Genomic DNA, 23406 nt, shown 5'->3' with positions numbered 1-23406 from the left:
GAATCCGCGGCGGCGTTCCTCAGGCGCTCTCGGTCCAGAGTTGCGCGAGGTGCAGGAGGGTCGCGGCGGATTTTTCCATGTCCTGGAGCGTGACCCACTCGCGCTGGCTGTGGACCTCGTGCATGCCGGTGAAGATGTTCGGCGTGGGCAGGCCGCGCTGGGTGAGGTTGGAGCCGTCGGTGCCGCCGCGGATCGGCTGGGCGAAGGGCGTGACGCCGGCGCGGCGGGCGGCCTCCTCGGCGAGGCGGACGGGGCGCATGTCGTGCTCGAGCCAGTAGCGCATGTTGCGGTATTGCTCGGTGAACGTCACGGCGATGCGCGCCCGCGGCTCGGCGGCGCGGAGGTCGGCGGCGATCTTCTCCAGCGTGGCGCGGTGGGCGGCGAGGCCGTCGAGTTCGAAGTCGCGCAGGATGAAGCGCAGGGTCATGTGCTCGGCGGAGCCGCTGCAGGCGATCGGGTGGATGAACCCCTCGCGTCCGCTCGTGCGCTCGGGGAGCGCTCCAGCGGCAAGGCGGCGAGGAAGCGGGCGGCGAGACGGGTCGCGTTGACCATCACATCCTTGGCCCAGCCGGGGTGGGCGGCGACGCCGGTGAGGTCGACCTGGGCGGCATCGGCGGAGAAGGTCTCGTAGCAAATCTCGCCGCGCTCGGCGCCGTCGAGGGTATAGGCGAACTGGGCGCCGAGCTGCGCGAGGTCGAGCTTGGCCATGCCGCGGGCGATTTCTTCGTCGGGGTTGAAGCAGAGGCGGATTTTGCCGTGCGGGATGCCGGGGTTGCGCAGCAGGTGGCGCGCGGCGGCCATGACGATGGCGACGCCGGCCTTGTCGTCGGCGCCGAGCAGGGTGGTGCCGCTGGCGGTGATGACATCCTGGCCGATGGCGTCGCGGAGGAAGGGAATCGTCTCGACGGTGAGCGTCTGCGTCGGGTCGTCGGGCAGCACGATCAGGCGGCCGTCGTAGGCGCGGTGGACGATCGGCTTGGCCGCGCTGGGGAGATTGGGGGCGGTGTCGACGTGCGCGCACCACGCGATGACCGGGGCGGGGGCGGGGCTGGTCGCGGGAATCGTGGCCAGGACGTAGCCCGGCTCGGTCAGCTCGACGTCGGCGGCGCCCAGCTCGCGTAGCTCGCGTTCCAGCAGGCGGAGGAGGTCCCACTGCACGGGAGTGCTGGGGCAGGTGGACGAGGCGGGGTCGGAGCGCGTGTCGATCTGGACGTAGCGCAGGAAACGGTCGAGCAGGTCCGCGGTGTCGAAAGCCATGCCCGGAGCCTTGCCGACCCAGGCGGCGGCGCCAATCCCGAAGCGCGCGGCGGCCTCAGCGCCGGCGGCAAACCGTGGGACGGAAGCCGTCGCCGGCTCCGGAGAAGCGGTCCAGTCGGACGGCGCGCAGCGGCAGGTCGTAGTCGTAGCCATAACCGTAGTCGTAATAGGGATCGCCGTAACCCCACCAGCCGTCGCCGGAGGCCTGGCTGTAGCCGAGGCCGAGGGTGGTGCCGGTCTGCTTGTCGTGGATCTCGGTGTAGATCGAGCCGGCGCGCATCTCGCGGCCGCCGGAGCCCCAGCCGTAGGCGAGGCTGACCTGGCCGTGGACCTCGAGGCGGTCGTTGCGCGCGACGTCGCTGGGCTTGAGGCGCGGCGCGAGCGCGGGCTGGATCGGGCCGGCGGCGATGGCGGTGGCGACGAGGCGGTCGAGTTGCGCGAGCTCCTCGGGGGCGAGGCGGTCGAGGCCGGCGGACTTGAGTTCGGCGGGCTTGCGGCGGCCGCTGAAGGTGCCGGCGAAGGCCTTCACGTTGCCCTGGCGGGCGAGGAGACCTCGCGGGCGACGAGGGCGTTGAGCGCGGTCTGTTCGTCGGCGGACAGGCGCGTCAGGCCGGCGGCGGTCTGCTGTTCCGAACTGAGCGTGGCGGTGAAGCCGCCGGTGCCGTCGGCGGCGAAGGCGGCGGTTGCCAGGGCGAGGCCGAGCGCGAAAAGAAAACCCAGACGCGGGGAGCGCATGAAGCCTGAGACGTCCGCGCGGGGAAAATGTTTCCGGCGCGGTCCGTCCGGGAACAAAAAGGCGCCGGCCGTGACGCCGGCGCCGGGAAAGGCAGGCGATGGCCGCCTCAGTGCTTGGCGTTGAGGCCGCGACGCACGAGCAGGGGTTCGAGATACGGGTCCTTGCCGGTGAAGGCGCGGAAGAGCGCCATGGCGTCGTCGCTGCCGCCGCGGGAGAGGAGGGTTTTCCGGAAGTGGTCGCCGTTCTCGCGCTTGAGGCCGCCGTGGGCCTTCATCCACTCGACGCTGTCGGCGTCGAGCACCTCGCTCCAGATGTAGGAGTAGTAGCCGGCCGAGTAGCTGGTCAGGGCGTGGGAGAAGTAGGTCGTGCGGTAGCGCGGCGGCACGGGGGCGAAGTCGACGCCGTAGCGCTTGAGCGCGGCGGCCTCGAAGGCGAGGACGCCGTCGGCGCCGGGGACCTCGTCGGGCTTGAGCTGGTGCCAGGCCTGGTCGAGGAGGGTGGCGGCGAGATACTCGGTGGTGGCGAAGCCCTGGTTGAACTTGCCGGCGGCCTCGACCTTGGCGAGGAGCTCGGCGGGGATGGGGGCGCCGGTCTGGTAGTGCTTGGCGTAGTTCTGGAGGACTTCCGGCCAGTCGGCCCACATTTCGTTCACCTGCGAGGGATACTCGACGAAGTCGCGCGGGACGGAGGTGCCGGCGAAGCGCGGGTATTTGACGTTGGAGAACAGGCCGTGGAGGGCGTGGCCGAACTCGTGGAACATGGTGCGCACGAAGTCGTGGGTGAGCAGCGTGGGCTGGCCCGCGGGCGGCTTCGGGATGTTGAGGTGGTTGGCGATGACGGGCATCGTGCCGAGCAGGTGCGACTGGGAGACGTAGGCGTTGGCCCAGGCGCCGCCGTTCTTGTTCGAGCGGGCGTAGTAGTCCGCGAGGAAGATGCCGAGCTGCGAGCCGTCCTCGTTGAACACGTCGAAGACGCGGACGGTGGGCTCGTAGACGGGGAGGTCGTGGCGCTCCTTGAACGAGAGGCCGTAGAGGCGGTGGGCGGCGTAGAAGACGCCGTCGATCAGCACGTGGTTGAGCTCGTAGTAGGGCTTGAGCTGGGACTCATCGAGGTCGTAGCGGGCCTTGCGGACCTTCTCGGAGTAGAGCTGCCAGTCGCAGGCGGCGATCTGGAAGCCGCCCTGCTCGGCGTCGACGATGGCCTGCATGTCGGCGGCCTCCTTGCGGGCGTTGGCGACGGCGGGGCCGGCGAGCTGGGCGAGGAGCTGGTTCACGACGTCGACGGAGCCGGCGGTCTGCTCGTCGAGCTGGAAGGCGGCGTGGGTCGGATAGCCGAGGAGGTTGGCGCGCTCGGCGCGGAGCCGGGCGATGCGGGCGACGGTGGCGCGGAGGTCGAACTCGCCGCCGCGGCTGCCGCGGGCGAGGGAGGCGGCCATGATCTTCTCGCGCGTGGCGCGGTTCGTGAGGTCGGTGAGCGGCGGCTGGCCGGTGGTGTTCTGGAGGGCGACGAGGAACTTGCCCGGGTGGCCGGCCTTCGCGGCGGCGTCGGCCATGGTGCCGATGGCGGCGTCGGAGAGGCCGGCGAGTTCCGCGCGGGTGTCGATCAGGACGGCGGAGGCGTCGCGCTCCTTGAGGATGAACTGGTTCACCGTCGTGCCGAGGGTGGCGAGTTCGGCGTTCATGGCCTTGAGCTTCTCCTTGTCGGCGGCGGAGAGGTTGGCGCCGGCGCGGACGAAGTCCTTGTAGTAGCGCCAGAGCAGGCGCTTCGACTCGGGGTCGAGGCCGAGCGTGTCGCGGGCCTCGTAGAGGGCCTTGACGCGGGCGAAGAGGACGGGGTTGAGGCTGATGGCGTCGCCGTGGGCCGCGAGCTTGGGCGCGAGCGTGCGGGCGATCTTCTGCATCTCGGGGTTCGTGTTCGTGCCGTTGAGGTTGAAGAACACGCGGCTGGCGCGGCTGAGGAGCTGGCCGGATTTCTCGAGGGCGACGATGGTGTTCTCGAAGGTCGGCGCGGCGGCGTTGTTGGCGATGGCGTCGACCTCCCGGAGGTTCTCGGCCATGCCCTGCTCGAAGGCGGGCAGGAAGTGCTCGTTGCGGATCTTGTCGAACTGCGGGTAATGCAGCGGCAGCGGACTCTCGGTCAGCAGCGGATTGTCATTCATGGCGGGAGCGGCCGAATCGGCGGCGGACGCGCTGAGCGCCGCGCCGAGGGCGACGGCGAGGAGGGCGGTGGAGGGGCGAAGCATGGGGGTGGTGTTGGGCGCCCACGCTGCGGGTCCCGGCGGCGCGGGGCAAGCGTGGTTCGACCAACAGGGCGGCTCGTCCGACGACCGCGGCGGCAATCAGGCTGCGGGCGACGGCGCCGCGTAGAGCTCGCGCAGGGAGGCGCGGAGCTGGCTCGGGAAAATCGGCTTCGGCAGGATGCGGTCGACCGCAAGCTGCCGGTATTTCTCCTGCACCAGCGGGCTGATCTCGGAGCTGAAGACCATCACCTTGCCCGGGTAGGACTGCTCGCGCAGGCGGCGGACGAACTCGAGACCGTTCATCTCCGGCATGTGGTGGTCCGTGATGACGAGATCGTAGGCCTGCGGGGCGGCGGTGACGCGGTCGAGCGCGACGCTGCCGTTGGGGAACGTCTCGACCGTGTGACCGTCGCGGCCGAGCACGATCGAGATGAGTTCGCGGAGTTCTTTCATGTCGTCCGCGTAGAGGATGCGCAGCGGGCGGCCGGGAGTGGGGAGCGAGGGGGCTGGCGTGGAGGTGCTCACAGGACTCGTTGTCATCGTAGCCGTAAGACGCCGGAATGCACGGAAAGGTTCTGCGAAAAGGGTGCGAAATTCGCCCCGCGAAACCGAAGATTTCCCGGCGGCGGAGTCGGGGAAATTCGGTAGCGGAGGATTGACCGCGGCGGCGGTTTGGCGCGGGCTGGGAGCGTGTCCCGCTCCGTCGTCCTCCGCGAAACCCCGCGCTGCCCGCACTGCCAGCTCACGCCGCGCTGGTGCATCTGTGCGGGCGAGCGGCGGGTCGATTCGCCGCTGCAGGTCGACGTGCTGCTGCACTTCATGGAGAGCTACCGGCCGAGCAGCACGGGGCACCTGATCAAGCGCGTGATGCCCGCGTCGGGCCAGCACCTCTTCCGCAAGCAGGAGCCGCTGCGGCGCGAGCAGGTCGTGCAGCCCGGCCGCGAGCTGTGGATCCTGCACCCGCAGGGCGAGGAGCTGCCGGCGGCGCCCGATCCGGCGCGGCTGCAGGTGCTGCTGCTCGACGGCACGTGGACGCAGGCGACGGCCATGGCGCAGCAGGTCGGGGCATGGGGGCGGCGCGTGCGGCTGCCGATGCGCGGCGAGAGCCGCTACTGGCTGCGCACCCAGGCGGGCGAGGGACGATTTTCCACGATCGAGGCGCTGCTCTTCCTCATGGCGGCGCTCGGGCTGGCGGAGGCGCACGCGGCGCTGCGCGCGCAGTTCGAGCTGCACGTCTACGCGACGCTGCGCGCGCGCGGCTTCAAGGAGAAGGCGGCGGCGTATCTCGCGACCTCGCCGATTCGCGCGGCCTTCCCCGAGCTGCTGGCGCGGCTCGACGAGCGCCGGCCGAACACCGGTTCAGCGCCCGGTTCCGGCGCGCCGGCGCCAGAGGAGAAAGACCGCGGCGACGGCACCGCCGCCGAGCCAGGGCGCGAGTGACGCGAGCGGGCTCGCGCCCGACGCGCCGCACAGCTCGCGCCCGGAGGCGCCGGCGAGCGCGCCACCGGCCGCGTAGGCGAGGACGCACAGCACGCACTTGGGCATCAGCAGCAGGCCGAGCGCCGGCAGGCCGAGCCGCCAACGCCGGTGCGACCGCGCCGGCGGGGCGGCCCTCCGCTCAACGGGCGGCGGAGACGGGCGCATCGTAGCGGTCGTGGTAGCGGACCCACTCCATCGGGTATTCGAGTCCGGCCTCGTCGCGCCCCTTCGGGGTGAGATCGAGGAAGTGGTAGGTGCCGATGAGGGAGTCGAGGCCGCGGCCGAAGGTCGAGTAGGTGTGGAAGACCGCGCCGGAGGCGTCGCGGGCGAACACGCTGCAGCCCGGGGCCTCCTCGAACGGGAAGGCCGGGATCTCGGCGAAGTTGTAGCGGAGCCGGCCGGAGGCGATTTCCGCGGGCGTGAACGAGACGTGGAAGTCGTGGTTGAAGTCGTTGCCGTGGGACGAAACCCACGGGAAGCGCCAGCCCATCCGGGCGCGGAAGGGCTCGAGCTCCGCGAGCGGCGCGCGGGAGACGGCCGCGAAGGCGATGTCGCGGGCGCGTAGGTGCGGCAGCATGGCGTCGAAGTGGTCCGAGACCCACGAGCAGCTCTTGCAGCCTTCCTCCCAGCCGGGGCCGAACATGAAGTGATAGACGATCAGCTGGCTGCGGTCGCCGAAGAGCCCGGCGAGCGACACCTCGCCCGCCGGCGAGGCGAAGACGTAGTCCTTGGTCAGGCGCACCCAGGGCAGGGCGCGGCGGCGGGCCGCGAGCGCGTCGCGCTGGCGCGTGTGTTCCTTTTCGGCGTGGAGCAGTTCGAGCCGGGCGGCGAGCCACTCGGCGGGTGAGGCGATGAGGGAGCAGGCGTGGTTTGGGTTTTCATGGGAAAAGCGGGACAAAGCGGCAGCTGGCGCCGCGGGGAGGCGCGGCGAAGCGGGGAGGGAGCGCGGCCGGCCGGCTAGGTGGCCAGCGCGCGTTCGAGGGCGTCGGCCATCTTCTGCCAGGAGGATGCGGCGCGCTCGGTGAAGGCGGCCCACTCGGGGGCCATGGCGTGGTGAAGCGTGAGCTGGCAGGCGGCGTCACCGAGCGGCTCGATCAGCACGGTGACCTGGCTGGTGGCGGGCAGGGAGTCGCGCGTCGCCCAGGTGAACACGAGGCGATGCGGGCGTTCGAGGGCGAGGTAGGTGCCGACGTGGTCGACGAGCGCGCCGCCGCGGTCGACGACGAAGGAAAATTCTCCGCCGACGCGCGGATCGGTCGTGAGGCGGACGATCTTCTCGTCGCGCACCGCGGGGCCGAACATCCAGCGGGCGAGCCAGTCCGGGTCGAGCCAGGCGTCGTAGACGCGCGCGGCGGACGCGGCGAAGCGCTTGTGGATGCTGGCGGTGGCGGGCGTGGACATGGCGGGGCAGCTCAGCGCGGCACGACCTGCTCGTAGTGGGCGCTGAGGCGGGCGTGCATTTCCCAGAGCTTGGGCGTCGGCCGGCCCTCCAGGATCGCGACGAGGAACGCGAGGTGCGTGTGCCAGCCGCCGGCGTAGTTCTTCTGCTCCGGGATGTCCTCGCCGGTGGAGCGGTGCGTGAGCACGAGCAGCACCTGCGCGCCCTGGGCGGTGAGTTCGAAGGTGACCACGGAATCGTCGGCGCCGAAGGTGTAGCTGAGAAGCCGCGGCGGCTCGCAGCGCAGGACGCGGCCCTCGAAGGTGACGCCCGGCTCGTGGACGTGGGCCCACTTCTCGGGCGGCGTCTCGCCGGGGGAGAGCTTCGCGTGGTGCATCTGGAACACGATCTTGCCGCCGGGGCGGGCCTCGGTGACGCCGCCGCACATCCAGCGGGCGCGTTTCTCGGGATCGGTGAGGAAATCCCAGACCCGCTCGATCGGGCCGGGGAGGAGGCGGACGATGCGGAGTTCGCCGCGGGCGGGAAACTCGGCGTAGGAGTCGTTGGCGATGGGCGTGGTCATTTGGAAGCTTTCTTCTTCTTCGCGTCGTCGGCCCGCAGCTCGCGCTCGAGGGCGTCGAGGCTCCGACTCCACATCCCGCGGGTGCGCTCGAGCCAGGCGGCGAGCTCGTCGAGCCCGTCGCCGTTGAGCGACTGGATGCGCGTCTGCCCCTCGGCGCGGGTCGTGATCAGGCCCGCGTCGCGCAGGACGTTGAGATGCTGGGAAATCGCCGGGGCGCTCAGGTCGAACTCGGCGACGATCTCGCCGGTCGTGCGCTCGCGCTGCGCGAGCAGCTCGACGATCCGGCGACGGGTGGGGTCGGCGATGGCTTCGAGGCTCTGCATGGCGCGAAGATTAAGTTTAAACTTAATTAAGCAAGGACAAAATAAAACGCCGAGGCGGGGAGGCCTCGGCGGCAGGGCGCGGGAGGGTGGCGGGGGCCGCGCGGGCGGTTAGGGCGCCCCGGTCGGAGAGCTCGCGGTGGCGGGGGACAGGCGGGCGACGCGCTGGTTCTCCCGTTCGATGGCGTCCCGGAGATGCGGCACCCAGCGCCGGGTGAACTCGACCGAGTCCGGGGCGGAGAGGTGCGACCACTCGGGGAGCTGGAACGCGGCGAGTTCGGGGTAGTCCGCGAAGTTGACCGCGGGCACGCCGTTCTCGGCGACGAGGCGGCCCCAGCCGGCGGCGAGCGGCACGATCTTCTCCTCCTTCTCGATCAGGATCGGATCGACCGGCATGCGGACGAACACCACGCGGGCGCCGCGGGCACGGAGCGCGGCGACGTGCTTCTGCGTGTCCTTGAAGCGCTGTTCGATCATCTGGCCCATCATCGCGCCGAACTTGTCGGCGGGGATGAACTTCGGCGGCGGCGGCATCGTGAACAGCGGCAGCCACCCGTGGGCGACGCGTTGCTGCAGCGGCGAGCCCACGATCGCGGCCTGTTCGAACATCCGGCCGCGGCGGTCGCGGTCGACGGTGAAGAAGTAGGGTGGGAGCGCGGGGCCGATGGCGGCGTCGGCGCGGTCGGGGATCGGCAGGCGTTTCAGGAGCTGGCCGAGCGTGAGGTCCTCCTGCTTGAGGAAGGCGACGTGCTCCTCGAGCAGCATGCCGAGCTGGTGGCTCCAGCGCTGGGCGAGGTTCCAGTCGCGGCGGCGATGCAGGGCCTTGAGCGAGACTTCCATCGGCGGACCGGCGGGTGCGAGGAACATCGCGGGCACGATGTCGACGATGACGGTGCCGTGGAAGCTCGGGTCCTTGGCGAGGTCCTCGAGCACCGGATAAGGCGAGCTGCCGGCAAGCGCGAGCTGCACGGGGCGCTGGCCGAAGGCCTGCTCGAGGACGTCGAGGTCGGCATCGAAGAGCATGCGCGACGTGCCGACGAGCACGAGCGAGTCGGGCTGCACCTTCTCACGCGTCTGGGCCCAGAGGTCAGGCGTGTCGTTGAGCGAGGGGCGATAGCCTTGCGAGCGCGCGTAGAGCTCCCAGCCGACCGCGGCGGCGGCGGTCAGCACGAGGACGCTCGCGAGCACCGCCTTCCACGGGACTTGCGGCACGGGGCGCGCGAAGTCGTGATCGCTCGCGGACGCGGGATGCGCGGCTTTCGGCCAGGCGTGCGGACGGCGCGCGTGGGCGTGGTTCGAGTGGAGGTCAGAATTGGAAGTAGATGAAGGCATTGCCGTTTCCTTGGGTGAGCATGATGGAGCAGAGCATGACGGTCCAAACGCCGGTGATGACCCAGCGGGGCGCGCGGGCGACGACGGCTTCCATCGTCGTGTTCCGCAGCAGCCAGTGCGCGCCGAGCAGGCCGGCGGTCACGAGCGCGACTTGCAGGATGTCGCGCGTGGGCAGGATGGCCTGGCCGACGGGTATTTTGACGAACATCGCGGCCAGGATCATCAGCGCCGCGTTGAAGCTTTGGGCGCGGAAGAACACCCACGCGACGCAGACGACGAGATACGTCACCGCGCCGACGAGGAGTTGCACGCCGAGCGAGCCGGTCCACGTGGCGTTCTTGAAGACGGCACGCACGACGCGCTCGAGCACGAGGAACAGGCCGTGGATGACGCCCCAGGCGACGAAGGTCCATGCGGCGCCGTGCCAGAGGCCGCCGATGAACATCACGATCATGAGATTCAGCGCCGCGCGCACGACACCCGAGCGGTTGCCGCCGAGCGGAATGTAGAGGTAGTCGCGCAGGAAGGTGGAGAGCGAGATGTGCCAGCGGCGCCAGAAATCCGAGAAGCCGACCGCGGCGTAGGGGAAGCGGAAGTTGTCGCGCAGGTGGAAGCCGAGCGTGAGCGCGCAGCCGATCGCGGTCGTGGAATAGCCGGCGAAGTCGAAGAAGATCTGGCCGGAGAAGGCCAGCACGCCGGTCCAGGCGTCGAGGCTTTGCAGCGGGCCCTGGAAGCCGAAGACCTTCTCCGCGGAGTTGGAGAGGAGGGTGTCGGCGAGGACGGTTTTCTCGAAGAGGCCGAGCGTCATCAGCAGCAGGCCCCAGATGAGGCGCGAGGTGTCGGGCTTCGGCGGCTGCGCGGCCTGCGGCAGGAAGTCGGCGGCGCGGACGATCGGGCCGGCGACGAGCTGGGGGAAGAACGACACCGCGAGCACGAAGTCGCGCAGCGAGCGCGTCGGCGTCGTGGTGCCGCGGTAGACGTCGAGCGTGTAGCTCAGCGAGTGGAAGGTGTAGAACGAGATGCCGATGGGCAGGAACAGGTCGAGGTGCGGCGGCTGGTAGCTGACGCCGGCGAGCGCGAGCAGCGCCTGGGTGTTCTCGAGGAGGAAGTTCCCGTATTTGAAGAACCCGAGCATGCTCAGATTCGAGGCGAGGCTGGCGACGAGCCAGCCGCGGCGTGCGCCGGGCGAACCGGCGGCGGCGATGCGCGCGCCGAGCCAGAAGTCGAGCGCGGTGGTCGCGAAGAGCAGGACCGCGAAGGGCGGATTCCAGGCTCCGTAGAAGACGTAGCTCGCGACGAGCAGGAGGTTCTTGCGCGTGTTCCAGTCGCGCAGCGCCCAGTAGGCGCTGAGCACGACGGCGTAGAACACGACGAACGTGAGGGAGTTGAAGATCATGGCGTGGAAAGGCCGATCCTAGTGATTGCGCACGCGGATGTCAGCGGGCCGGGCGGCCAAGCACACCGGGCCGCTCGGCTAGCCGAATTTTCCGAGCGAAAATCCGGAGAAAACCGCGAACGCCGCGCGGCCTACTCGGGACGGCCGAGGGCGGGGACGGGCACGCGCTTGAGCTGCCGCGCGACCCAGTCGGCGTCCTCGAACCACTGCCGGTCGCGATAGAAGGCGTGCAGCTCCCGGTAGCGGCGCACGGGATCGAAGCGCAGCGCGTGCTGCAGTTTCCGCAGGCACACCGGACAGGCGTGGAGCGGCTGGGCGTCGGACTCCGCGAGGGAGTTGGCGCCGTTCATCACGCAGTCGAAATAGATGCAGTGATAGAGGCCGAACATGTGCGCGGTCTCGTGGGTGAGGATCTTGCCCGCCCGGCGGAGGGCGGTGTCGCGCCAGGCCGGGCCGCGCTTCTCGTCGAAGAACGCCGGGTCGTAGCGCGCGAAGCTGTAGACGCCGACGCGGTCCTCGAGCGAGGCCTGGCCGAAGACGAAGTTCCATTCCTTGTCCGGGTAGAGGTCGTCCATCGTCACTGCGAGCAGGCACAGCGCGTCGGCGGGGAGCCGCGCGTGCAGCCAGCCGAGGATGGCGCGGGTGAGCCGCTGGCGCTTGTGGGTGAACTCGTTCTCGCGCGGATCGAACTCGAGGTCGTGTGGGAAGTAGGCGGGCAGAACCCGGACCTCGGCCTGGAAGAAGGCCGCGGCGTAGTCGCGCAACCGCGCCAGCGACGGCGCGTCGTCGGCGGGAAATTCGCCGAGCGGCAGCAGATAGATGAGGCGGCGCTGCTCGTCGGCGCGGGCGAAGCCGGCGGCGCGATACTCGTCGAAGGTCTGGCCCGGCTCGCGGTGGAACATCAGCCAGTCGCCGCGGCGCGGCGTCGCGATGGGCGGAAAATCCGCGTCGGGCCGGAAGAGCTCGCGGACGAATTCCGGCTCCTCGTAGCGGTTGCCGATCGCGCCGAGGCGCTCGTTCTCCGAGGGGCGCTCGAACGCCGCGCCCGCGGTCGCGACGGCGACGAGCGCGGGAGCCAGCAGGCGCAGGAGCGGGAGCGGACGCACGGAAGGAGGCTGCGGCCGGCGCCGGCGGGATTCAACCCCGCAGCGGCGGAGCGGCTTCCGGAATTTCAGGCCTGATTTCCGCGCCGGCGTCGCTCATCGTGCGCGCATGAAACGTCTGGTCCCCGTCGTCTTTTCCCTCGCCGCGCTGGTGCTGGCCGGCTGCGGGCCGAAGGAGCCGGCCGCGCCCGCGGCGCCGGAGAAATCCGTCGCCGAGGAGCGGCGCGAGAACTGGTTCGGCGCCAAACTCGCGGCCGACCCGACGATCCAGTGGCGCGACAGCGGCCTCGGCATCCAGGTGCTCCGCGCCGGCGAGGGACCGACGCCGCAGCGCACGGACAAGGTGCGGGTGAACTACGTCGGGCGGCTGCTCGACGGCACGGAGTTCGACCGCTCGGCGGCGGGCAAGCCGGCTGTTTTCTCCGTGCAGAATCTCGTCACCGGCCTCGCTGCGGGCGTGACGACGATGCGCGCGGGCGGCAAGGCGGTGTTCTACATCCCGCCCCATCTCGGCTACGGCGGCATCCGCGCGGGCAAGATCCCGCCGAACTCCTCGCTCGTGTTCGAGGTGGAGTTGCTCGAGGTGAACCCGAAGGACTGACGCGGCATGGACTACGACACTTCCGACGAGCGGCGGCCGCTCTTCTGGCTCGGCGGGCATCCGGTGCACGCGGCGCTGGCGATCGTGCTCTGCTACTGCGTCACGATGGTCGCCACGACCGCGTTCATGGCGCTGCGCGTGACGCTGCCGTTCGACTGGCTGGCGTTCGACAGCGGCGCGGTGTGGCGCGGACAGGCGTGGCGGGTGCTGACCTACGGCCTGGTCAACCCGCCGAGCCTCTGGTTCGTCATCGACATGGCGATGCTGTTCTGGTTCGGCCGCGAGTTGGAGCGGTTTTTCGGCCGGCGCGTCTTCCTGCAATTCTATGCCAGCCTCTACCTGCTGACGCCGCTGGTGTTTCTGCTCATCGGCCGGTGGTGGCCGATGACGCTGACGGGGCAGACCGGGTCGTTCGCGCTGTTCATCGCGTTCGCCACGCTGCAGCCCGACGCGCCGATTTTCTTCAACCTGCTCGCCAAGTGGGTGGCGGCGGCGCTGGTGGGCATCTACACGCTCATGCATCTGGCCGCGCGCGACGTCGCGGGGCTCGTCTCGCTCTGGAGCACGGTGGGCTTCGCGTTCCTGTTCGTGCGCTATCAGCAGGGCGTGTTGACGCTGCCGAGTTTCCGCCGCACCGCGCGGCCGGCCGGGACGGCGAGCGCGCCGCCGCCGCGCGCGGCGGCGAAGGCGGCGGAGCTCGACGCGCTGCTGGACAAGATCGCGCGCGCCGGCCTGCACAGCCTCACGCCGGGCGAGCGGGTGCGCCTCGAGCAGCTGAGCCAGGAGGCGAACCGCCGGCGCGGGCAGCGCTGAGCGCGCCGCGCGACCGGCGCACCGGCGTCACGCGGTGCGCTTCACCACCTGGACGTTGCCGACGTAGGTGACGCTCAGGGTGAACGCCACGCTCGCCGTCACCTTGCCGGCGGAGTCGGTCTTGATCTCCACGCTGAAGTTCCGGAGGAAGTCCGCGTCGCTGCCCTGGTAGGTGACCGCGAGCGAGCGGACGTTGCCGCTGCCGTAGTCGACGGAGAAGGTGAGCGTGCCGTTGCCGACCTTGATCTGGCCGCCGAGGTGGAGGTCGTAGCTCAGCCGGCCGCCGGCGACGTTTGCGGTGGCTTTGAAGACGATCTGGCCGCCCTTGAACGTGTATTCGGCCTGGATCTCGAGCGCGAGGGTGCTCTGGCCGCCGGCGGAGGTGAAGCTGAGGTCGCCGGTGAGGGTGAGCTGGTTGCCGCCGGCGCTCTGGTGCTTGAAGTTGGCCTTGGCGCTCGCCTTGACCTGCGCCGCGGCGTTGGCCTGCTGCGTGTAGCCGACGACGATCGACCAGGTGGCGCTGCCGGAGTCGAAGCGGTGCTGGCCGGCGACGGTGAAGAGCGCGCTGGCGTCGCCGTTGTTCAGGCGGAACTCGAGGCCGGCGGCGACGGCCTTGCAGGCGCCCTTGAGCGAGAGCGTCAGGTCGGGGTTCTTGAGGTCGCCGGAGGCGGAGCAGTTGAACGCGAGGCCGGTGGGGATGAGGTCCCACTGGCCGGCGAAGGCGATCTTCGCGGCCTGCGGCGCGGCGGCGCCGGCGAAATTGTTCTGCGTCGAGGCGTGGAACGTGAGCAGGTCGAGGCCGGCGCGGGTGATATCGGCGTTCTTCGCCGGCACGAGGGGCTGCGCGGGATCGGCGGTGATGACGGTGGTGACCTTCGGGCCCTGGCCGGCGAGCGTGACCTGGAGCTGCGTGGGGCTGGCGAACTGGAGGTCGCCGTAGACGGTGAATCCCTGTCCGGTCGTGCCGTCGTTGGCGGCGGTCGGGGCCTGCTTGAGCAGCCAGTAAATCACGTCGTGCTGGTCGTCGATTTCGATGTAGCCGTTGAAGGTGGCGGAGCTCGCCTGCGCGACGGTGCCGTCCTGCGGCGAGAGCGAAACCGTGAGCTGGTTGGCGGTGGTGAAGGCGTAGCGGGCGCGGACGAGGAAGGTGTGGGCGCCGTCCTGCACGGTGAGGAAGTTCTCCTGGTCGGGCGACAGGGCGTCGGCGCTCCAGACGCCGACGTTCTGCTGGGTGGCGGAGTCGAGCACGGAGCCGTCCTCGGCGAGCGCGAGGCGGCGGTGGGGAAGGATGACGGGCAGGGTGATCATGATGAGGACGGGGTGAAGGAGAAGGGCAGGGCGACGCGCACGAAGAACGCGCCGTGGCGGTCGAGGCGCGATTGCGGCGAATAGGCGTAGCCGAGGGTGAGGGACAGGGTGGTGGCGCCGAGCGGGAACGAGTCGACGTTCAGCGCCAGGCCGGTGCCGCGCACGGCGCGCCACGCGCCGGCGTCGCGCACGCGGCCCCAGTCGACGAACGCGAGCAGGAAGGTCGCCGGGAATTTTCCTCGCCCAGCAGCCGCGACACCTCGGGGCCGACGGCGAACGACTGCGCGTGGTAGCGCGCGCCGGCGACTTCGCCCTCGCGCAGGCCGCGGATCCAGCCGTCGTCGCCGCCGGCGCGGAACGCGGCGCTCGCTGGGCTGTCGCCGCGGATGCGGCCGAGGCGGGCGCCGGCGACGAGTTTCCAGGGCAGGTCGCCGAAAGATGTAATCGCGCTGGCGGTCAGCGCGGCCTCCGCGAGGCGGTAGTCGTAGCCGCCGTCGAGCGCGGACAGGGCGCGCACGGCGCGCAGCGAGGGATGCAGCGTGAGCGCGAAAGACCGGGTGGTGCGCTTGAACTCGGCTTCGGCGGTCGCGGCGAGCGTGGTGTCCGGCCGGTCGAGCGTGGCCAGGGCGGGCGCGGCCGCGCCGGCGAAGCGGTCGTCGGTGTGCGCGAGCGTGAGCTGGGCCAGCCAGGCGCGCGCCCAGGCCGCCGTGGTCTGGGCGTCCTGCACCCGCAGGGCGCGCGCGGCGAGCTGGCCGCGGCCCTGCCGCCACGCGGCCGGCGCGGCGGCGGTGGCCGCGCCGAAATACGCCTCGTCCTGCCGGCGGACCTCGCCGGAGCCGTCGACGCTGAGCGTCCACCCGCGGACCGGCCGCAGCGGCGCCCAGCGGAGGGCGGTCTTGGCCGAGCGGGCCTCGGCGCCGGCGGCCGCCTCGGCGCTGACGTCGAGGTGGGAGTGGAAATCGCGGACGACGTGCAGCGAGGTCGTGCCCTGCGCGCCGGCGGTGGCGCCGTAGCTGGCGCCGAGGCTGAGGACGAAGGCGAGCCGCGGCACGTCGGTGGCGGCTTCGAGCACGAGCACGTCGTCCTCCTGGCGGAGCGGCGCGAGCGAGAGGCGCCGGCCGAGCGGCGATTCGGTCCAGCGCTGGACGTCGGCGGTCGTCACGAGCTGGCGGCCGGCGGGAATCACCCCGTCGAGCTGGCGGCGCACCTTTTCCTCCTCGCGCGCGCGCTGGACCTGCAGCTCGCGCACGACGGCGGGCGGCTGGCCGACCTCCTCGAGTTTCCAGTTCTTCAGCTCGATCGCGATCCGGCGCGGGATGAAGACGGGATCGACCCAGAGGTCCGAGGCGGCGAGGGTCGCGCCGCTCGGGCGGCCCTGGAGGAGGTATTTGCTCTGCGGGACGGTCAGCCCCGGCAGCTGGAAGCGGGCGGCGAGATCGCGGCTGAGCTGGTCCTGCTCGGTCTCGGCGATCATCGGGGCGAGCGACTCGGCGCCGCGCTGTTGCGCGATCGCGAGCGCCTGCCGGGCGGCGGAGAGCGCGGCGGCGGCGAGCTCCGGCTCGTCGAGCACACCGTCGCCGACACGGGCGACGACGCCGGAGGACAGCGGCAGTGCCTGGGTCTCGCCCGGGTGGTCGGCGATGCCGAGGTGGACGACGAACTCGCGGGCGGGGTGCTGGTAGACGATCAGGACCGTCCCGGGGAGGCCGGGCACGCCGGTCTTGACCTGCCGCCACTGGCGCGAGGGGTCGATCGAGCCCAGCAGGTCGAGGAGCCTGTTCTCGGCGAGCGGCTGGCGGTCGATGCGATCCTTGGCCTGATTGAGGATGCGCTTCACCTCGTTCAGGGCGGCGCCCTCGAGCGGGATTTCCGGCACAGGCGACTGGTTCGCGTTCAGGGGAACTAGCCGCGTGATCACCCGGAGGCCCTGGGCATCGGGCGGCGAGAGCACCCAGCGGGCCGGATAGCCGTAGATCGCCTCATCCGCGCGAAGACCTGCGGCCAGGGAGGCGAGGAGGCAGAGGAGCAGGGCGGCCGGGCAGACGAGGCGCATGGAGCGTGGAGCGACGAATACGCTGGCCCACGCACGCGTCGAAAGACGCGTGATTGGAAGCCGCGCGCGGAGCTTTCGCGAGTCCGAAAAGGGTGGCCGGGAGAAATTCCCTGTCCGCTCCGGGAGCCCTGGATCGTCGTAAGGATGTAACCGCCTCCCGCCATGGAAACCAACTCCACGCCCACGTCCATCGCCCAACGCGAGCTCTTCCTCCAGCGCACGCTGCACGCGCCGCGCGCGAAACTTTACCGCTGCTGGACCGATCCGCAGCTCATCACGCAGTGGTTCACGCCGCCGCCGTGGAAGACCGTGCGGGCGGAGATGGACGTGCGCTCGGGCGGCGCGAGCAACATCGTGATGCAGTCGCCCGACGGCCAGGAGTTTCCCAACCGCGGGCTCTACCTCGAGGTCGTGCCGAACGAGAAGCTCGTGTTCACCGACGCCTTCGTCGGCGCCTGGGAGCCATCGGAGAAGGCCTTCATGGTCGGCACGATCACGTTTGAGGATGTCGCCGACGGCCACACGCTCTACACCGCGCGGGTGCGGCACTGGTCGGTGGCCGACCGCGAGGCGCACGAGAAGATGGGTTTCCACGAGGGCTGGGGCATCGCCACGCAGCAGCTCGAGGCCCTCGCGCGCCGGATCTGAGCGTCGCTCCCCGGGAGATCCGGCGGCAGTTCGAGCGCGGCCGGCAGCCTGCCACGCGCGCCCGGGACAGCCGGGCGTCGTGGCGTTCAGTCGAAGCGGATCGTCGCCGTGACCGGGAAATGGTCGCTCGGCGTGCGGCCCTGCTCGGCGTCGTCGAGAATCGCCGCCGCGTCGACGGCGCGCGGCTGCCGCGCGAGGATCCAGTCGATGCGCTCGCCGTCGTGCTTCGGCGGCTCGTAGCCGTGGAAGGTGTTCAGGCCGTCGTTGGTGCGGTGCGCGGCGGCGAGCCAGGCATCGGTCAGGCCGGCCTGCTGCGTGAGCCGCGCGTAGGCCGCGCTCGCGCCGGCGAGGCAGTTGAAGTCGCCGACGAGCAGCAGCGGCACGTGCGGGTCGATCTGCGCCAGCCGCGCGGCGAGGAGCGCGGCGGCCTTTTCGCGCGCGGCCTCGACCTCATGGTCGAGGTGCGTGTTCCAGAACTCGAACACCCGGCCGCTCGCGCGCTCGCGCAGGCGCACCCACGTGACCATGCGCCGGTAGCGGTTGCCCCACGTCGCCGAGCCGATCGTCTCCGGCGTGTCGGAGAGCCAGAAGTGGTCGAAGGCGACGGGCTCGAACTTGTCGCGGCGGAAGAACACCGCCATGAACTCGCCGCGGCTGCCGCCCTCGCGGCCGAGGCCGATCCACTCGTAAGCCGGCAGGTCGGCCGCCAGGTCGCGCAGCTGCGCGTAGAGTCCTTCCTGCGTGCCGATCACGTCCGGCGCGGCGCGTTCGATGAGGCGCTTCATCATCGGGCGCCGCTCGGGCCAGGCATGCGGCGGCTGGTCGCTGGCGAAGCGGAGGTTGAAGGTCATCACGCGCAGCGTGAGCGGCGGCGTGGGTTCGCCGGCCGGGAGCAGGGCGGCGGTGCCGAGGACACCGAGGAGCAGCGGACGCAGGAAACGCAGGAACATGGCCGCAGGATGGACGCGCGCCGGCGCGGCGCGATGCGAATTCACGGGCGCTGTGCCGGTGCGGGCCGCCCGCGCGCTTGAGCGGCGCGGCGGCGGCGGACAGAAACGCTGCCATGAACTTCGATCCCCGTCCGTTCCTCCTCGAGGGCCGCCACGTCCGGCTCGAGCCGCTGGAGGAGCGCCACCGCGCGCCGCTGCTCGCCGCGGCCCAGCAGCCGCCGGACGTGTTCCAGTGGTTCCTGACCGATTCGCTGGCGAAGCCCGAGGCGTTCCACCCGTGGTTCGACGACGGCCTGCGCCACAGCGCCGCCGGCACCGAGGTGGCGTGGGCGATCGTGCGCCGCCGCGATGGCAAGCTCGTCGGTTCGACGCGCTACCTCGACATCCGCCGCGCGCACCGCGCGCTGGAGATCGGCAACACCTGGCACGCCCGCGAGGCCCAGCGCACGGCGATCAACACCGAGGCGAAATACCTGCTGCTGCGCCACGCGTTCGAGGCGCTCGGCGCCGTGCGCGTGCAGTTGAAGACCGACGAGCGCAACGAGGCGTCGCGCCGCGCCATCGCCCGTCTCGGCGCCCAGTTCGAAGGCATCCTGCGCCGCTACCAGACGCGCTTCGACGGCTACGTGCGCAACACCGCGATGTTCGCGCTCACCGCCGAGGACTGGCCCGCCGCCCGCGCCCGCCTCGAGGCGATGCTGGCCGCCCGGTGATTTCGCTCCGGGCGGAGAGGCACACAACGCTCTTGCGCCGGGCCCGGCGCTTTGCGTGCATCCGGCGGCTACCTAACCCACCACCCCCCATGAACGAACTGCGCGCGCGCATTCTCGCGGCCTTTGCCCTGTGCGGCCTGGCCGCCGCGGCCATCGCCCAAACCGCCCCGTCCAACCGGACGTTTTCCTCCTACTATTTCTTCGGCGACAGCCTCACCGACAGCGGCAACACCTTCGCCCTGACCGGCTCGCCCGGTGCGCCGTATTACCAGGGGCGCGTCTCGAACGGCCCCACCTACGCCGAATACCTCGCGCCCGGCCTCCTCAACGCCGTGACCACCTCGGCCAACGCCGCCCGGCTGAACTTCGCCTTCGCCGGCGCCACCGCGGCGGCCGGCAGCGCCGTGCCGAGCCTCGCCCAGCAGGTCGCGATGTATCAGGCGCGCGGCATCACCGCGAAGGCCGACGGCCTCTACGTGCTCCTCGCCGGCGCGAACGACCTGCTCAACACCGTCTCGAATCCCGCCACGCAGAACGGCCCCGCGCTGACCAACTCCGGCGTCGGCGGCTCGGCCGCCGTCACCTCCGCCGTGCAGTCGCTCGCCGGCCTCGGCGCGAAGAACATCCTCGTGCTGAACCTGCCCGACATCTCGAAGACCCCGCGCTTCACCACCGGCTCCGGCGCGCCCGCCGCCTCGCTCGTCCAGGCCGGTTCCTACGCGTTCAACAACGACATCAAGGGCCGCCTCGCCGCCCTCAGCCTCGGCGGCGACGTGAAGGTGACGCTCTTCGACCTCACCTCGACGCTCCAGACCATCCTCGCCAACCCGCAGCGCTTCGGCTTCTCGATCACGAACCAGGACTACGTCGACATCCTCGCCGCCGGCGGCAACCCCGGCGACGCCGGCCAATACGTCTTCTGGGACGGCATCCATCCGACGACCAAGACCCACGCCGTCCTCGCCCAGGTGCTCACCGAGGTGCTGAACCCCGAGTTCGTCCTCGGCACCTTCGCCGCGCAGGGCACGGTCGCGCTCGCCGCCACCGACCTGACGACCGACGCGCTCAACGGCCGCCTCGACACCACGCGCGGCGCCCCGGGCCGCCACAGCGCGGACGGCTGGATCAGCTACGGCTACAAGACCGGCGCCTACGACCGCGACGGCTACCGCAACGACTTCGACTTCTCCGGCAGCGTGGTCACCGCAGGCTTCGACCTCAGCCTGGGCAAGGAGCTGCTCGTCGGCGCCGCCGTCTCCGCCGAGAACATGAAGACCGACCTCAAGGCCGGCGCCGGCTCCGGCCAGATGCGCGGCCAGCTCGTCGCCGTCTACGGCCAGTGGAAATCCGGCACGTTCTTCGCCGACGCCACCGCCGCCTACGGCTCGCAGGACTTCAAGGACCTGAAGCGCACCACCGCTCTCGGCGGCTACCAGGCCAGCGGCAAGACCGACGGCGACCGCGTCGCCGCCTCCGCGCGCGTCGGCGCCGAGTTCACCTCCGGTGCGATCCGCTTCACGCCCTTCGCCGGCCTGCGCTACGCCAAGGCCAAGCTCGACGGCTACACCGAGAAGGACGTCGCCAGCCTCAACTTCACCTACGACGGCCAGACCGCGAAATCCTTCGAGGGCCTGATCGGCGCCACCGCCGACTGGACGCTCGACAACCACCTGCTGCCGCTCGTGCTCAGCGCGTCCGCCGTCTACCAGAAGGACCTGGCCGACGACACCCGCAGCTTCAGCGGCCGCCTGGCCGACACGGTCTCGTCCCGCGCGACGATCAACGTCACCGACGGCCTCGGCGAGACGGTGAAGGTCGGCCTGCGCGCCAGCGGCCTCGTGAGCAAGAACTGGGGCTGGTCGCTCGGCTACCTCGCCGACTTCCGCCAGGACGGCAACACGGCCAACCAATACTCGTTCGCCCTGCACACCGGCTTCTGAGCCGGCGGCCCATGCCGCCTGCAACAGTTGAAAAACGAAGGCCGCGCGAAGCGCGGCCTTTTTGTTTCAACACTGCGTCAATGAAGGCGGGGCCACGAGCCCCGCGGGTTTCACGCTTCCAAGCCGGCGCCTCGCGGGCCTGATGGCCCCGCCTCCATCGGGAGGGAAGCCTCTCCCGCTCACTCCGGCTGCCACTGCTTGAGGAAGGCGAGCACCTTCTCCGGGTCGTGCGCGGACTTGCCGTCCTCGAGCGCGCCGGTCTCCTGGGTGGTGAGCATGTGGCCGTTGCGGTCCAGCACCACGAGCACGGGCAGGCCGTTCTTGATCGGGTTGCCGAAGCGCTCGTTCACGGCGTCGTTGCGCTTCTTGCCGTCGCGGTGGTTCACGTCGAGGCGGACGACGACATAGTGGGCCTTCAGCTCGCGGCGGACGGCGCTGTTGTTTTCGAAGAGCTCGTGCAGGCGGCGGCACCAGATGCACCAGTTGGCGCCGAAGACCAGCAGCACGTGCTTCTGGTCGGCCTGGGCGACGCGGACGGCCTCGGCGACCAGCGCGCTGCCGTCGGCCTGGGTGTCGTAGACGTCGGGCCCCATCTTGGGATATTCCGGCTCGGCGCGGAGCGCCGTGGTGGCGAGGACGAACAGGGCGAGGGCGAGGATGCGCATGGGGCGCACGCTAGCGGGTGGACGGGCGTTCGCTAGCGGATTCTGGCGGCCTCACTTCGGCCGCACGGGCACGAGGAAGTCGAAGGCGCAGCCGGCGCCGCCGTCGCCGAAGCGCTCGTCCTGCCGGGCGAGATTCGGCCCGCCGCTGTGGACGTAGCCCGAGCGCGGCAGCCAGGAGCCGAAGGCGTAGTTGATCGTCTCGCCGAGCTTCGCCACCGGCCCGCGGTGGGTGAAGCACGCGTAGGTGCCGGCGCGGATGCGCCAGAGCGCGAGCGGCGCGGCGGCGCGCCGCGAGGGCGCGACGTTGATGGCGGCGAGGTATTCGAGCTCGTCGGGATGACGGCGGTCGCCGTCGGCCGGACAGCGCGCCGCGCCGTAGACGTATTGGTCCACCTGCGGCTGGAGCTCGCGGATCAGCGGGCAGAAGCGGTGGTAAAGGCGCGGCACGACGTCCGTGTTGTCGGCGGCGGGCGACATCGGGCCGATGAAGCGCGCGGTGAGGCCGAGGAGGTTGAGCGCGGGCAGTTCGACGAGGGCGGGCTCCATCGTGGTCTGGCGGGGCAGGCGCTTGAGACGGCGGAGCGTGAGGCGCGGGCGCGTGCGGTTCCACGCCAGGCCGCCGCGGCGGCGGAAGGCGCTCGGGGTCACGTCGAAGGCGGCGCGAAACGCGCGGGTGAAGGCCTCGTGCGACTCGAACTGGAAATCGAGCGCCAGCTCGAGGATCGGGCGGCGGGTCCGCTGCAGCTCCGCGGCGGCCGCGGTGAGGCGGCGCTTGCGGATGTAGGAGCCGAGCGAGTCGCCGGTCATCTCGGCGAAGATGCGGTGGAAATGCCAGAGCGAGAACCCGGCGCGCCGCGCGATGGCGTCGAGGGAGATCGGTTCGCGCAAGTGGCGCTCGATCGTGTCGGCGGCGCGGATGACGGCGGTGCGGTAGTGGTTCACGGAGTGGCGGCGAGACAGCGAGTGAGGAACTCCTCGACGAGGCGAGGCAGTTCGCGGTGGAACTGCTCCCGGTCGAAGCCCGCCGGGTCCTGGGCCGGAGGGAAATCCGGCCGGCGCAGGGCGGGCGGGAACGGCGTGAGAAACGAATAGTGCCCCGCGCCGCTCACGGGTCGGAACGTGCATGGCGTGGTCGCGGGCAGCGCGGCGAGCACGGCGCGGATGCGCTCCGGTGGCGTCACGGTGTCCTGCTCCGCGAGGAACACCAGCAGGGGCACGGTGACGCGGTCGAGGGCGTGCGGGGCGGCGAACCACTCGGTGGCCGGCGCGAGCAGCACCGCGGCGCGCAGCCGCGAGTCCGGCGCGGTGCCGAGGGGCCGGCGCTCCCGCGACCAGGCTTGGGCGCCGGCCAGGGCCAGCGCGGTGAATCCGCCCATCGAGTGCCCGACCATCACGACGCGGAGCGGGTCCGCGTGGTCGCGAAAGCGCGGGTCGGCCAGCAGCGCGTCGAGCGTCCGCGACGTCTGGTCGGGGCGACGCTCGGCGGCGGTGTCGGTGTTCGCGAGCGAGCGGTCGTTGCGGTTGTCGCCGGGATACTCGGGCGCCAGGACGAGATAACCGCGCTGCGCGAGATGGGTGGCGATGGAGCGGTAAAGCAGCGGCGACCCGCCGCCGCCGTGCGAGATGAGGCACACGGGAAATCGGCCCGGCGCGATCGGAGCCTCGGCGGTCGCATCGAAGCGATAGGGACCGAGCATCGCGCCGCCACTTGCGGCGAGAGTCGGGTATTGCACGTAGATGGGAAACTCGGCGCGCGAGAACGGATCGGTGGTGCGAAGTTGAGTGAGACCGGAGTGCATGGGTGGAAGAGGAACGGCGGAGGACGACCCGGCGCGCGGGCGGCGCAGGTCAGCCAGGATACGCACCGGAGAACCGAGCGGAAAACGGGCAAG

At 71.0% G+C, this 23406-nt stretch carries 25 protein-coding genes and 1 pseudogene; 6 read left to right on the top strand and 20 right to left on the bottom strand.

The window, feature by feature from the left end:
- Window positions 1-19: 19 nt before the first annotated feature.
- The 6 genes and pseudogenes from ACMYLB_RS16875 to ACMYLB_RS16850 form a co-directional block, all read right to left on the bottom strand.
- The gene (locus ACMYLB_RS16875; RefSeq protein ID WP_415908124.1) at window positions 20-634 is read right to left on the bottom strand and encodes a M20/M25/M40 family metallo-hydrolase; all 615 of its coding nucleotides are present in this window, start codon (window positions 632-634) and stop codon (window positions 20-22) included.
- Window positions 526-1257 (bottom strand): annotated as a pseudogene (gene pepT / locus ACMYLB_RS16870) (tripeptide aminopeptidase PepT); the annotation flags it as partial. The gene ACMYLB_RS16875 and the pseudogene pepT, both read right to left, overlap by 109 nt.
- A 55-nt stretch (window positions 1258-1312) precedes the next feature.
- Window positions 1313-1786 (bottom strand): hypothetical protein, encoded by a 474-nt coding sequence (locus ACMYLB_RS16865; RefSeq protein WP_415908123.1) that lies wholly within the window; start codon window positions 1784-1786, stop codon window positions 1313-1315.
- On the bottom strand, window positions 1783-1992 hold the full coding sequence (locus tag ACMYLB_RS16860; RefSeq protein WP_415908122.1) for a hypothetical protein: 210 nt from the start codon (window positions 1990-1992) through the stop codon (window positions 1783-1785). The genes ACMYLB_RS16865 and ACMYLB_RS16860 overlap by 4 nt, the downstream gene beginning before the upstream one ends.
- Before the next feature lie 107 nt (window positions 1993-2099).
- Window positions 2100-4235 (bottom strand): M3 family metallopeptidase, encoded by a 2136-nt coding sequence (locus ACMYLB_RS16855; protein ID WP_415908121.1) that lies wholly within the window; start codon window positions 4233-4235, stop codon window positions 2100-2102.
- Between the two features lie 96 nt (window positions 4236-4331).
- Window positions 4332-4757: a response regulator gene (locus ACMYLB_RS16850; RefSeq protein WP_415908120.1), complete on the bottom strand. Its 426-nt coding sequence runs from the start codon at window positions 4755-4757 to the stop codon at window positions 4332-4334.
- Between the two features lie 165 nt (window positions 4758-4922).
- Here ACMYLB_RS16850 and ACMYLB_RS16845 point away from each other — a divergent pair, with 165 nt between their 5' ends.
- The gene (locus ACMYLB_RS16845) at window positions 4923-5672 is read left to right on the top strand and encodes a tRNA-uridine aminocarboxypropyltransferase (RefSeq protein WP_415908119.1); all 750 of its coding nucleotides are present in this window, start codon (window positions 4923-4925) and stop codon (window positions 5670-5672) included.
- 178 nt (window positions 5673-5850) lie between these two features.
- Here the strand turns inward: ACMYLB_RS16845 and ACMYLB_RS16840 are convergent, their stop codons facing one another.
- The 7 genes from ACMYLB_RS16840 to ACMYLB_RS16810 all read right to left on the bottom strand — a co-directional run bounded on the left by ACMYLB_RS16840 (window position 5851) and on the right by ACMYLB_RS16810 (window position 11826).
- Complete coding sequence (locus ACMYLB_RS16840; RefSeq protein WP_415908118.1) at window positions 5851-6609, bottom strand: DUF899 domain-containing protein; 759 nt, start codon at window positions 6607-6609, stop codon at window positions 5851-5853.
- 59 nt (window positions 6610-6668) lie between these two features.
- The gene (locus tag ACMYLB_RS16835; protein WP_415908117.1) at window positions 6669-7112 is read right to left on the bottom strand and encodes an SRPBCC family protein; all 444 of its coding nucleotides are present in this window, start codon (window positions 7110-7112) and stop codon (window positions 6669-6671) included.
- Window positions 7113-7123: 11 nt separating this feature from the next.
- A complete protein-coding gene (locus tag ACMYLB_RS16830) occupies window positions 7124-7672 on the bottom strand; it encodes an SRPBCC family protein (protein WP_415908116.1) in 549 nt (182 codons plus the stop codon).
- Window positions 7669-7995 carry a metalloregulator ArsR/SmtB family transcription factor gene (locus tag ACMYLB_RS16825; RefSeq protein WP_415908115.1) on the bottom strand — a complete coding sequence of 109 codons (327 nt, stop codon included), beginning with the start codon at window positions 7993-7995 and terminating at the stop codon, window positions 7669-7671. The genes ACMYLB_RS16830 and ACMYLB_RS16825 overlap by 4 nt, the downstream gene beginning before the upstream one ends.
- Before the next feature lie 108 nt (window positions 7996-8103).
- Window positions 8104-9204, bottom strand: coding sequence for a hypothetical protein (locus tag ACMYLB_RS16820; protein WP_415908114.1), 1101 nt, complete (start codon window positions 9202-9204; stop codon window positions 8104-8106).
- Window positions 9205-9298: 94 nt separating this feature from the next.
- Complete coding sequence (locus ACMYLB_RS16815; protein ID WP_415908113.1) at window positions 9299-10720, bottom strand: MBOAT family O-acyltransferase; 1422 nt, start codon at window positions 10718-10720, stop codon at window positions 9299-9301.
- A gap of 131 nt (window positions 10721-10851) precedes the next feature.
- Window positions 10852-11826 (bottom strand): archaemetzincin, encoded by a 975-nt coding sequence (locus tag ACMYLB_RS16810; RefSeq protein WP_415908112.1) that lies wholly within the window; start codon window positions 11824-11826, stop codon window positions 10852-10854.
- 106 nt (window positions 11827-11932) lie between these two features.
- Between ACMYLB_RS16810 and ACMYLB_RS16805 the strand changes: the two genes are divergently transcribed.
- On the top strand, window positions 11933-12424 hold the full coding sequence (locus ACMYLB_RS16805; RefSeq protein WP_415908111.1) for an FKBP-type peptidyl-prolyl cis-trans isomerase: 492 nt from the start codon (window positions 11933-11935) through the stop codon (window positions 12422-12424).
- 6 nt (window positions 12425-12430) lie between these two features.
- On the top strand, window positions 12431-13237 hold the full coding sequence (locus ACMYLB_RS16800; protein ID WP_415908110.1) for a rhomboid family intramembrane serine protease: 807 nt from the start codon (window positions 12431-12433) through the stop codon (window positions 13235-13237).
- Between the two features lie 27 nt (window positions 13238-13264).
- On the opposite strand, the gene ACMYLB_RS16795 is transcribed toward ACMYLB_RS16800, so the two are convergent.
- Genes ACMYLB_RS16795 through ACMYLB_RS16785 form a run of 3 tightly spaced genes read right to left on the bottom strand, consistent with a single transcriptional unit; the run spans window position 13265 to window position 16598 of the window.
- Window positions 13265-14545: a hypothetical protein gene (locus ACMYLB_RS16795; protein WP_415908109.1), complete on the bottom strand. Its 1281-nt coding sequence runs from the start codon at window positions 14543-14545 to the stop codon at window positions 13265-13267.
- Window positions 14542-14736, bottom strand: coding sequence for a hypothetical protein (locus ACMYLB_RS16790; RefSeq protein ID WP_415908108.1), 195 nt, complete (start codon window positions 14734-14736; stop codon window positions 14542-14544). Before ACMYLB_RS16790 ends, ACMYLB_RS16795 begins: the two co-directional genes overlap by 4 nt.
- The gene (locus ACMYLB_RS16785) at window positions 14685-16598 is read right to left on the bottom strand and encodes a hypothetical protein (protein WP_415908107.1); all 1914 of its coding nucleotides are present in this window, start codon (window positions 16596-16598) and stop codon (window positions 14685-14687) included. Before ACMYLB_RS16785 ends, ACMYLB_RS16790 begins: the two co-directional genes overlap by 52 nt.
- A 162-nt stretch (window positions 16599-16760) precedes the next feature.
- Between ACMYLB_RS16785 and ACMYLB_RS16780 the strand changes: the two genes are divergently transcribed.
- Window positions 16761-17246, top strand: coding sequence for an SRPBCC family protein (locus ACMYLB_RS16780; protein WP_415908106.1), 486 nt, complete (start codon window positions 16761-16763; stop codon window positions 17244-17246).
- Between the two features lie 86 nt (window positions 17247-17332).
- Here ACMYLB_RS16780 and ACMYLB_RS16775 read toward each other — a convergent pair whose 3' ends face one another.
- A complete protein-coding gene (locus ACMYLB_RS16775) occupies window positions 17333-18196 on the bottom strand; it encodes an endonuclease/exonuclease/phosphatase family protein (protein WP_415908105.1) in 864 nt (287 codons plus the stop codon).
- A 113-nt stretch (window positions 18197-18309) separates the two neighbouring features.
- Here ACMYLB_RS16775 and ACMYLB_RS16770 point away from each other — a divergent pair, with 113 nt between their 5' ends.
- Both ACMYLB_RS16770 and ACMYLB_RS16765 read left to right on the top strand, forming a co-directional pair.
- On the top strand, window positions 18310-18909 hold the full coding sequence (locus ACMYLB_RS16770; RefSeq protein ID WP_415908104.1) for a GNAT family N-acetyltransferase: 600 nt from the start codon (window positions 18310-18312) through the stop codon (window positions 18907-18909).
- A gap of 89 nt (window positions 18910-18998) precedes the next feature.
- Window positions 18999-20849: an autotransporter domain-containing protein gene (locus tag ACMYLB_RS16765; protein ID WP_415908103.1), complete on the top strand. Its 1851-nt coding sequence runs from the start codon at window positions 18999-19001 to the stop codon at window positions 20847-20849.
- A 179-nt stretch (window positions 20850-21028) separates the two neighbouring features.
- Here ACMYLB_RS16765 and ACMYLB_RS16760 read toward each other — a convergent pair whose 3' ends face one another.
- Genes ACMYLB_RS16760 through ACMYLB_RS16750 form a run of 3 tightly spaced genes read right to left on the bottom strand, consistent with a single transcriptional unit; the run spans window position 21029 to window position 23313 of the window.
- The gene (locus ACMYLB_RS16760; RefSeq protein ID WP_415908102.1) at window positions 21029-21514 is read right to left on the bottom strand and encodes a thioredoxin family protein; all 486 of its coding nucleotides are present in this window, start codon (window positions 21512-21514) and stop codon (window positions 21029-21031) included.
- A 51-nt stretch (window positions 21515-21565) separates the two neighbouring features.
- Window positions 21566-22456, bottom strand: coding sequence for a helix-turn-helix domain-containing protein (locus tag ACMYLB_RS16755; protein WP_415908101.1), 891 nt, complete (start codon window positions 22454-22456; stop codon window positions 21566-21568).
- Window positions 22453-23313 carry an alpha/beta hydrolase family protein gene (locus ACMYLB_RS16750; RefSeq protein WP_415908100.1) on the bottom strand — a complete coding sequence of 287 codons (861 nt, stop codon included), beginning with the start codon at window positions 23311-23313 and terminating at the stop codon, window positions 22453-22455. Before ACMYLB_RS16750 ends, ACMYLB_RS16755 begins: the two co-directional genes overlap by 4 nt.
- Window positions 23314-23406: the final 93 nt, after the last annotated feature.

The sequence above is a fragment of the Oleiharenicola sp. Vm1 genome (assembly GCF_047777955.1).
GTDB lineage: Bacteria > Verrucomicrobiota > Verrucomicrobiia > Opitutales > Opitutaceae > Didemnitutus.
Note: the sequence above shows the minus strand (reverse complement) of the source record. Positions and strands in the feature narration are given on the sequence as shown.

Bases quoted from the DNA above. Each gene is read 5' to 3' on its own strand.
- ACMYLB_RS16835 (WP_415908117.1), bottom strand. From the start codon at position 7,112: ATGTCCACGCCCGCCACCGCCAGCATCCACAAGCGCTTCGCCGCGTCC.
- ACMYLB_RS16825 (WP_415908115.1), bottom strand. From the start codon at position 7,995: ATGCAGAGCCTCGAAGCCATCGCCGACCCCACCCGTCGCCGGATCGTC.
- ACMYLB_RS16750 (WP_415908100.1), bottom strand. From the start codon at position 23,313: ATGCACTCCGGTCTCACTCAACTTCGCACCACCGATCCGTTCTCGCGC.
- ACMYLB_RS16795 (WP_415908109.1), bottom strand. From the start codon at position 14,545: ATGATCACCCTGCCCGTCATCCTTCCCCACCGCCGCCTCGCGCTCGCC.
- ACMYLB_RS16775 (WP_415908105.1), bottom strand. From the start codon at position 18,196: ATGTTCCTGCGTTTCCTGCGTCCGCTGCTCCTCGGTGTCCTCGGCACC.
- ACMYLB_RS16805 (WP_415908111.1), top strand. From the start codon at position 11,933: ATGAAACGTCTGGTCCCCGTCGTCTTTTCCCTCGCCGCGCTGGTGCTG.
- ACMYLB_RS16830 (WP_415908116.1), bottom strand. From the start codon at position 7,672: ATGACCACGCCCATCGCCAACGACTCCTACGCCGAGTTTCCCGCCCGC.
- ACMYLB_RS16785 (WP_415908107.1), bottom strand. From the start codon at position 16,598: ATGCGCCTCGTCTGCCCGGCCGCCCTGCTCCTCTGCCTCCTCGCCTCC.
- ACMYLB_RS16760 (WP_415908102.1), bottom strand. From the start codon at position 21,514: ATGCGCATCCTCGCCCTCGCCCTGTTCGTCCTCGCCACCACGGCGCTC.
- ACMYLB_RS16800 (WP_415908110.1), top strand. From the start codon at position 12,431: ATGGACTACGACACTTCCGACGAGCGGCGGCCGCTCTTCTGGCTCGGC.
- ACMYLB_RS16780 (WP_415908106.1), top strand. From the start codon at position 16,761: ATGGAAACCAACTCCACGCCCACGTCCATCGCCCAACGCGAGCTCTTC.
- ACMYLB_RS16855 (WP_415908121.1), bottom strand. From the start codon at position 4,235: ATGCTTCGCCCCTCCACCGCCCTCCTCGCCGTCGCCCTCGGCGCGGCG.
- ACMYLB_RS16770 (WP_415908104.1), top strand. From the start codon at position 18,310: ATGAACTTCGATCCCCGTCCGTTCCTCCTCGAGGGCCGCCACGTCCGG.
- ACMYLB_RS16765 (WP_415908103.1), top strand. From the start codon at position 18,999: ATGAACGAACTGCGCGCGCGCATTCTCGCGGCCTTTGCCCTGTGCGGC.
- ACMYLB_RS16815 (WP_415908113.1), bottom strand. From the start codon at position 10,720: ATGATCTTCAACTCCCTCACGTTCGTCGTGTTCTACGCCGTCGTGCTC.
- ACMYLB_RS16860 (WP_415908122.1), bottom strand. From the start codon at position 1,992: ATGCGCTCCCCGCGTCTGGGTTTTCTTTTCGCGCTCGGCCTCGCCCTG.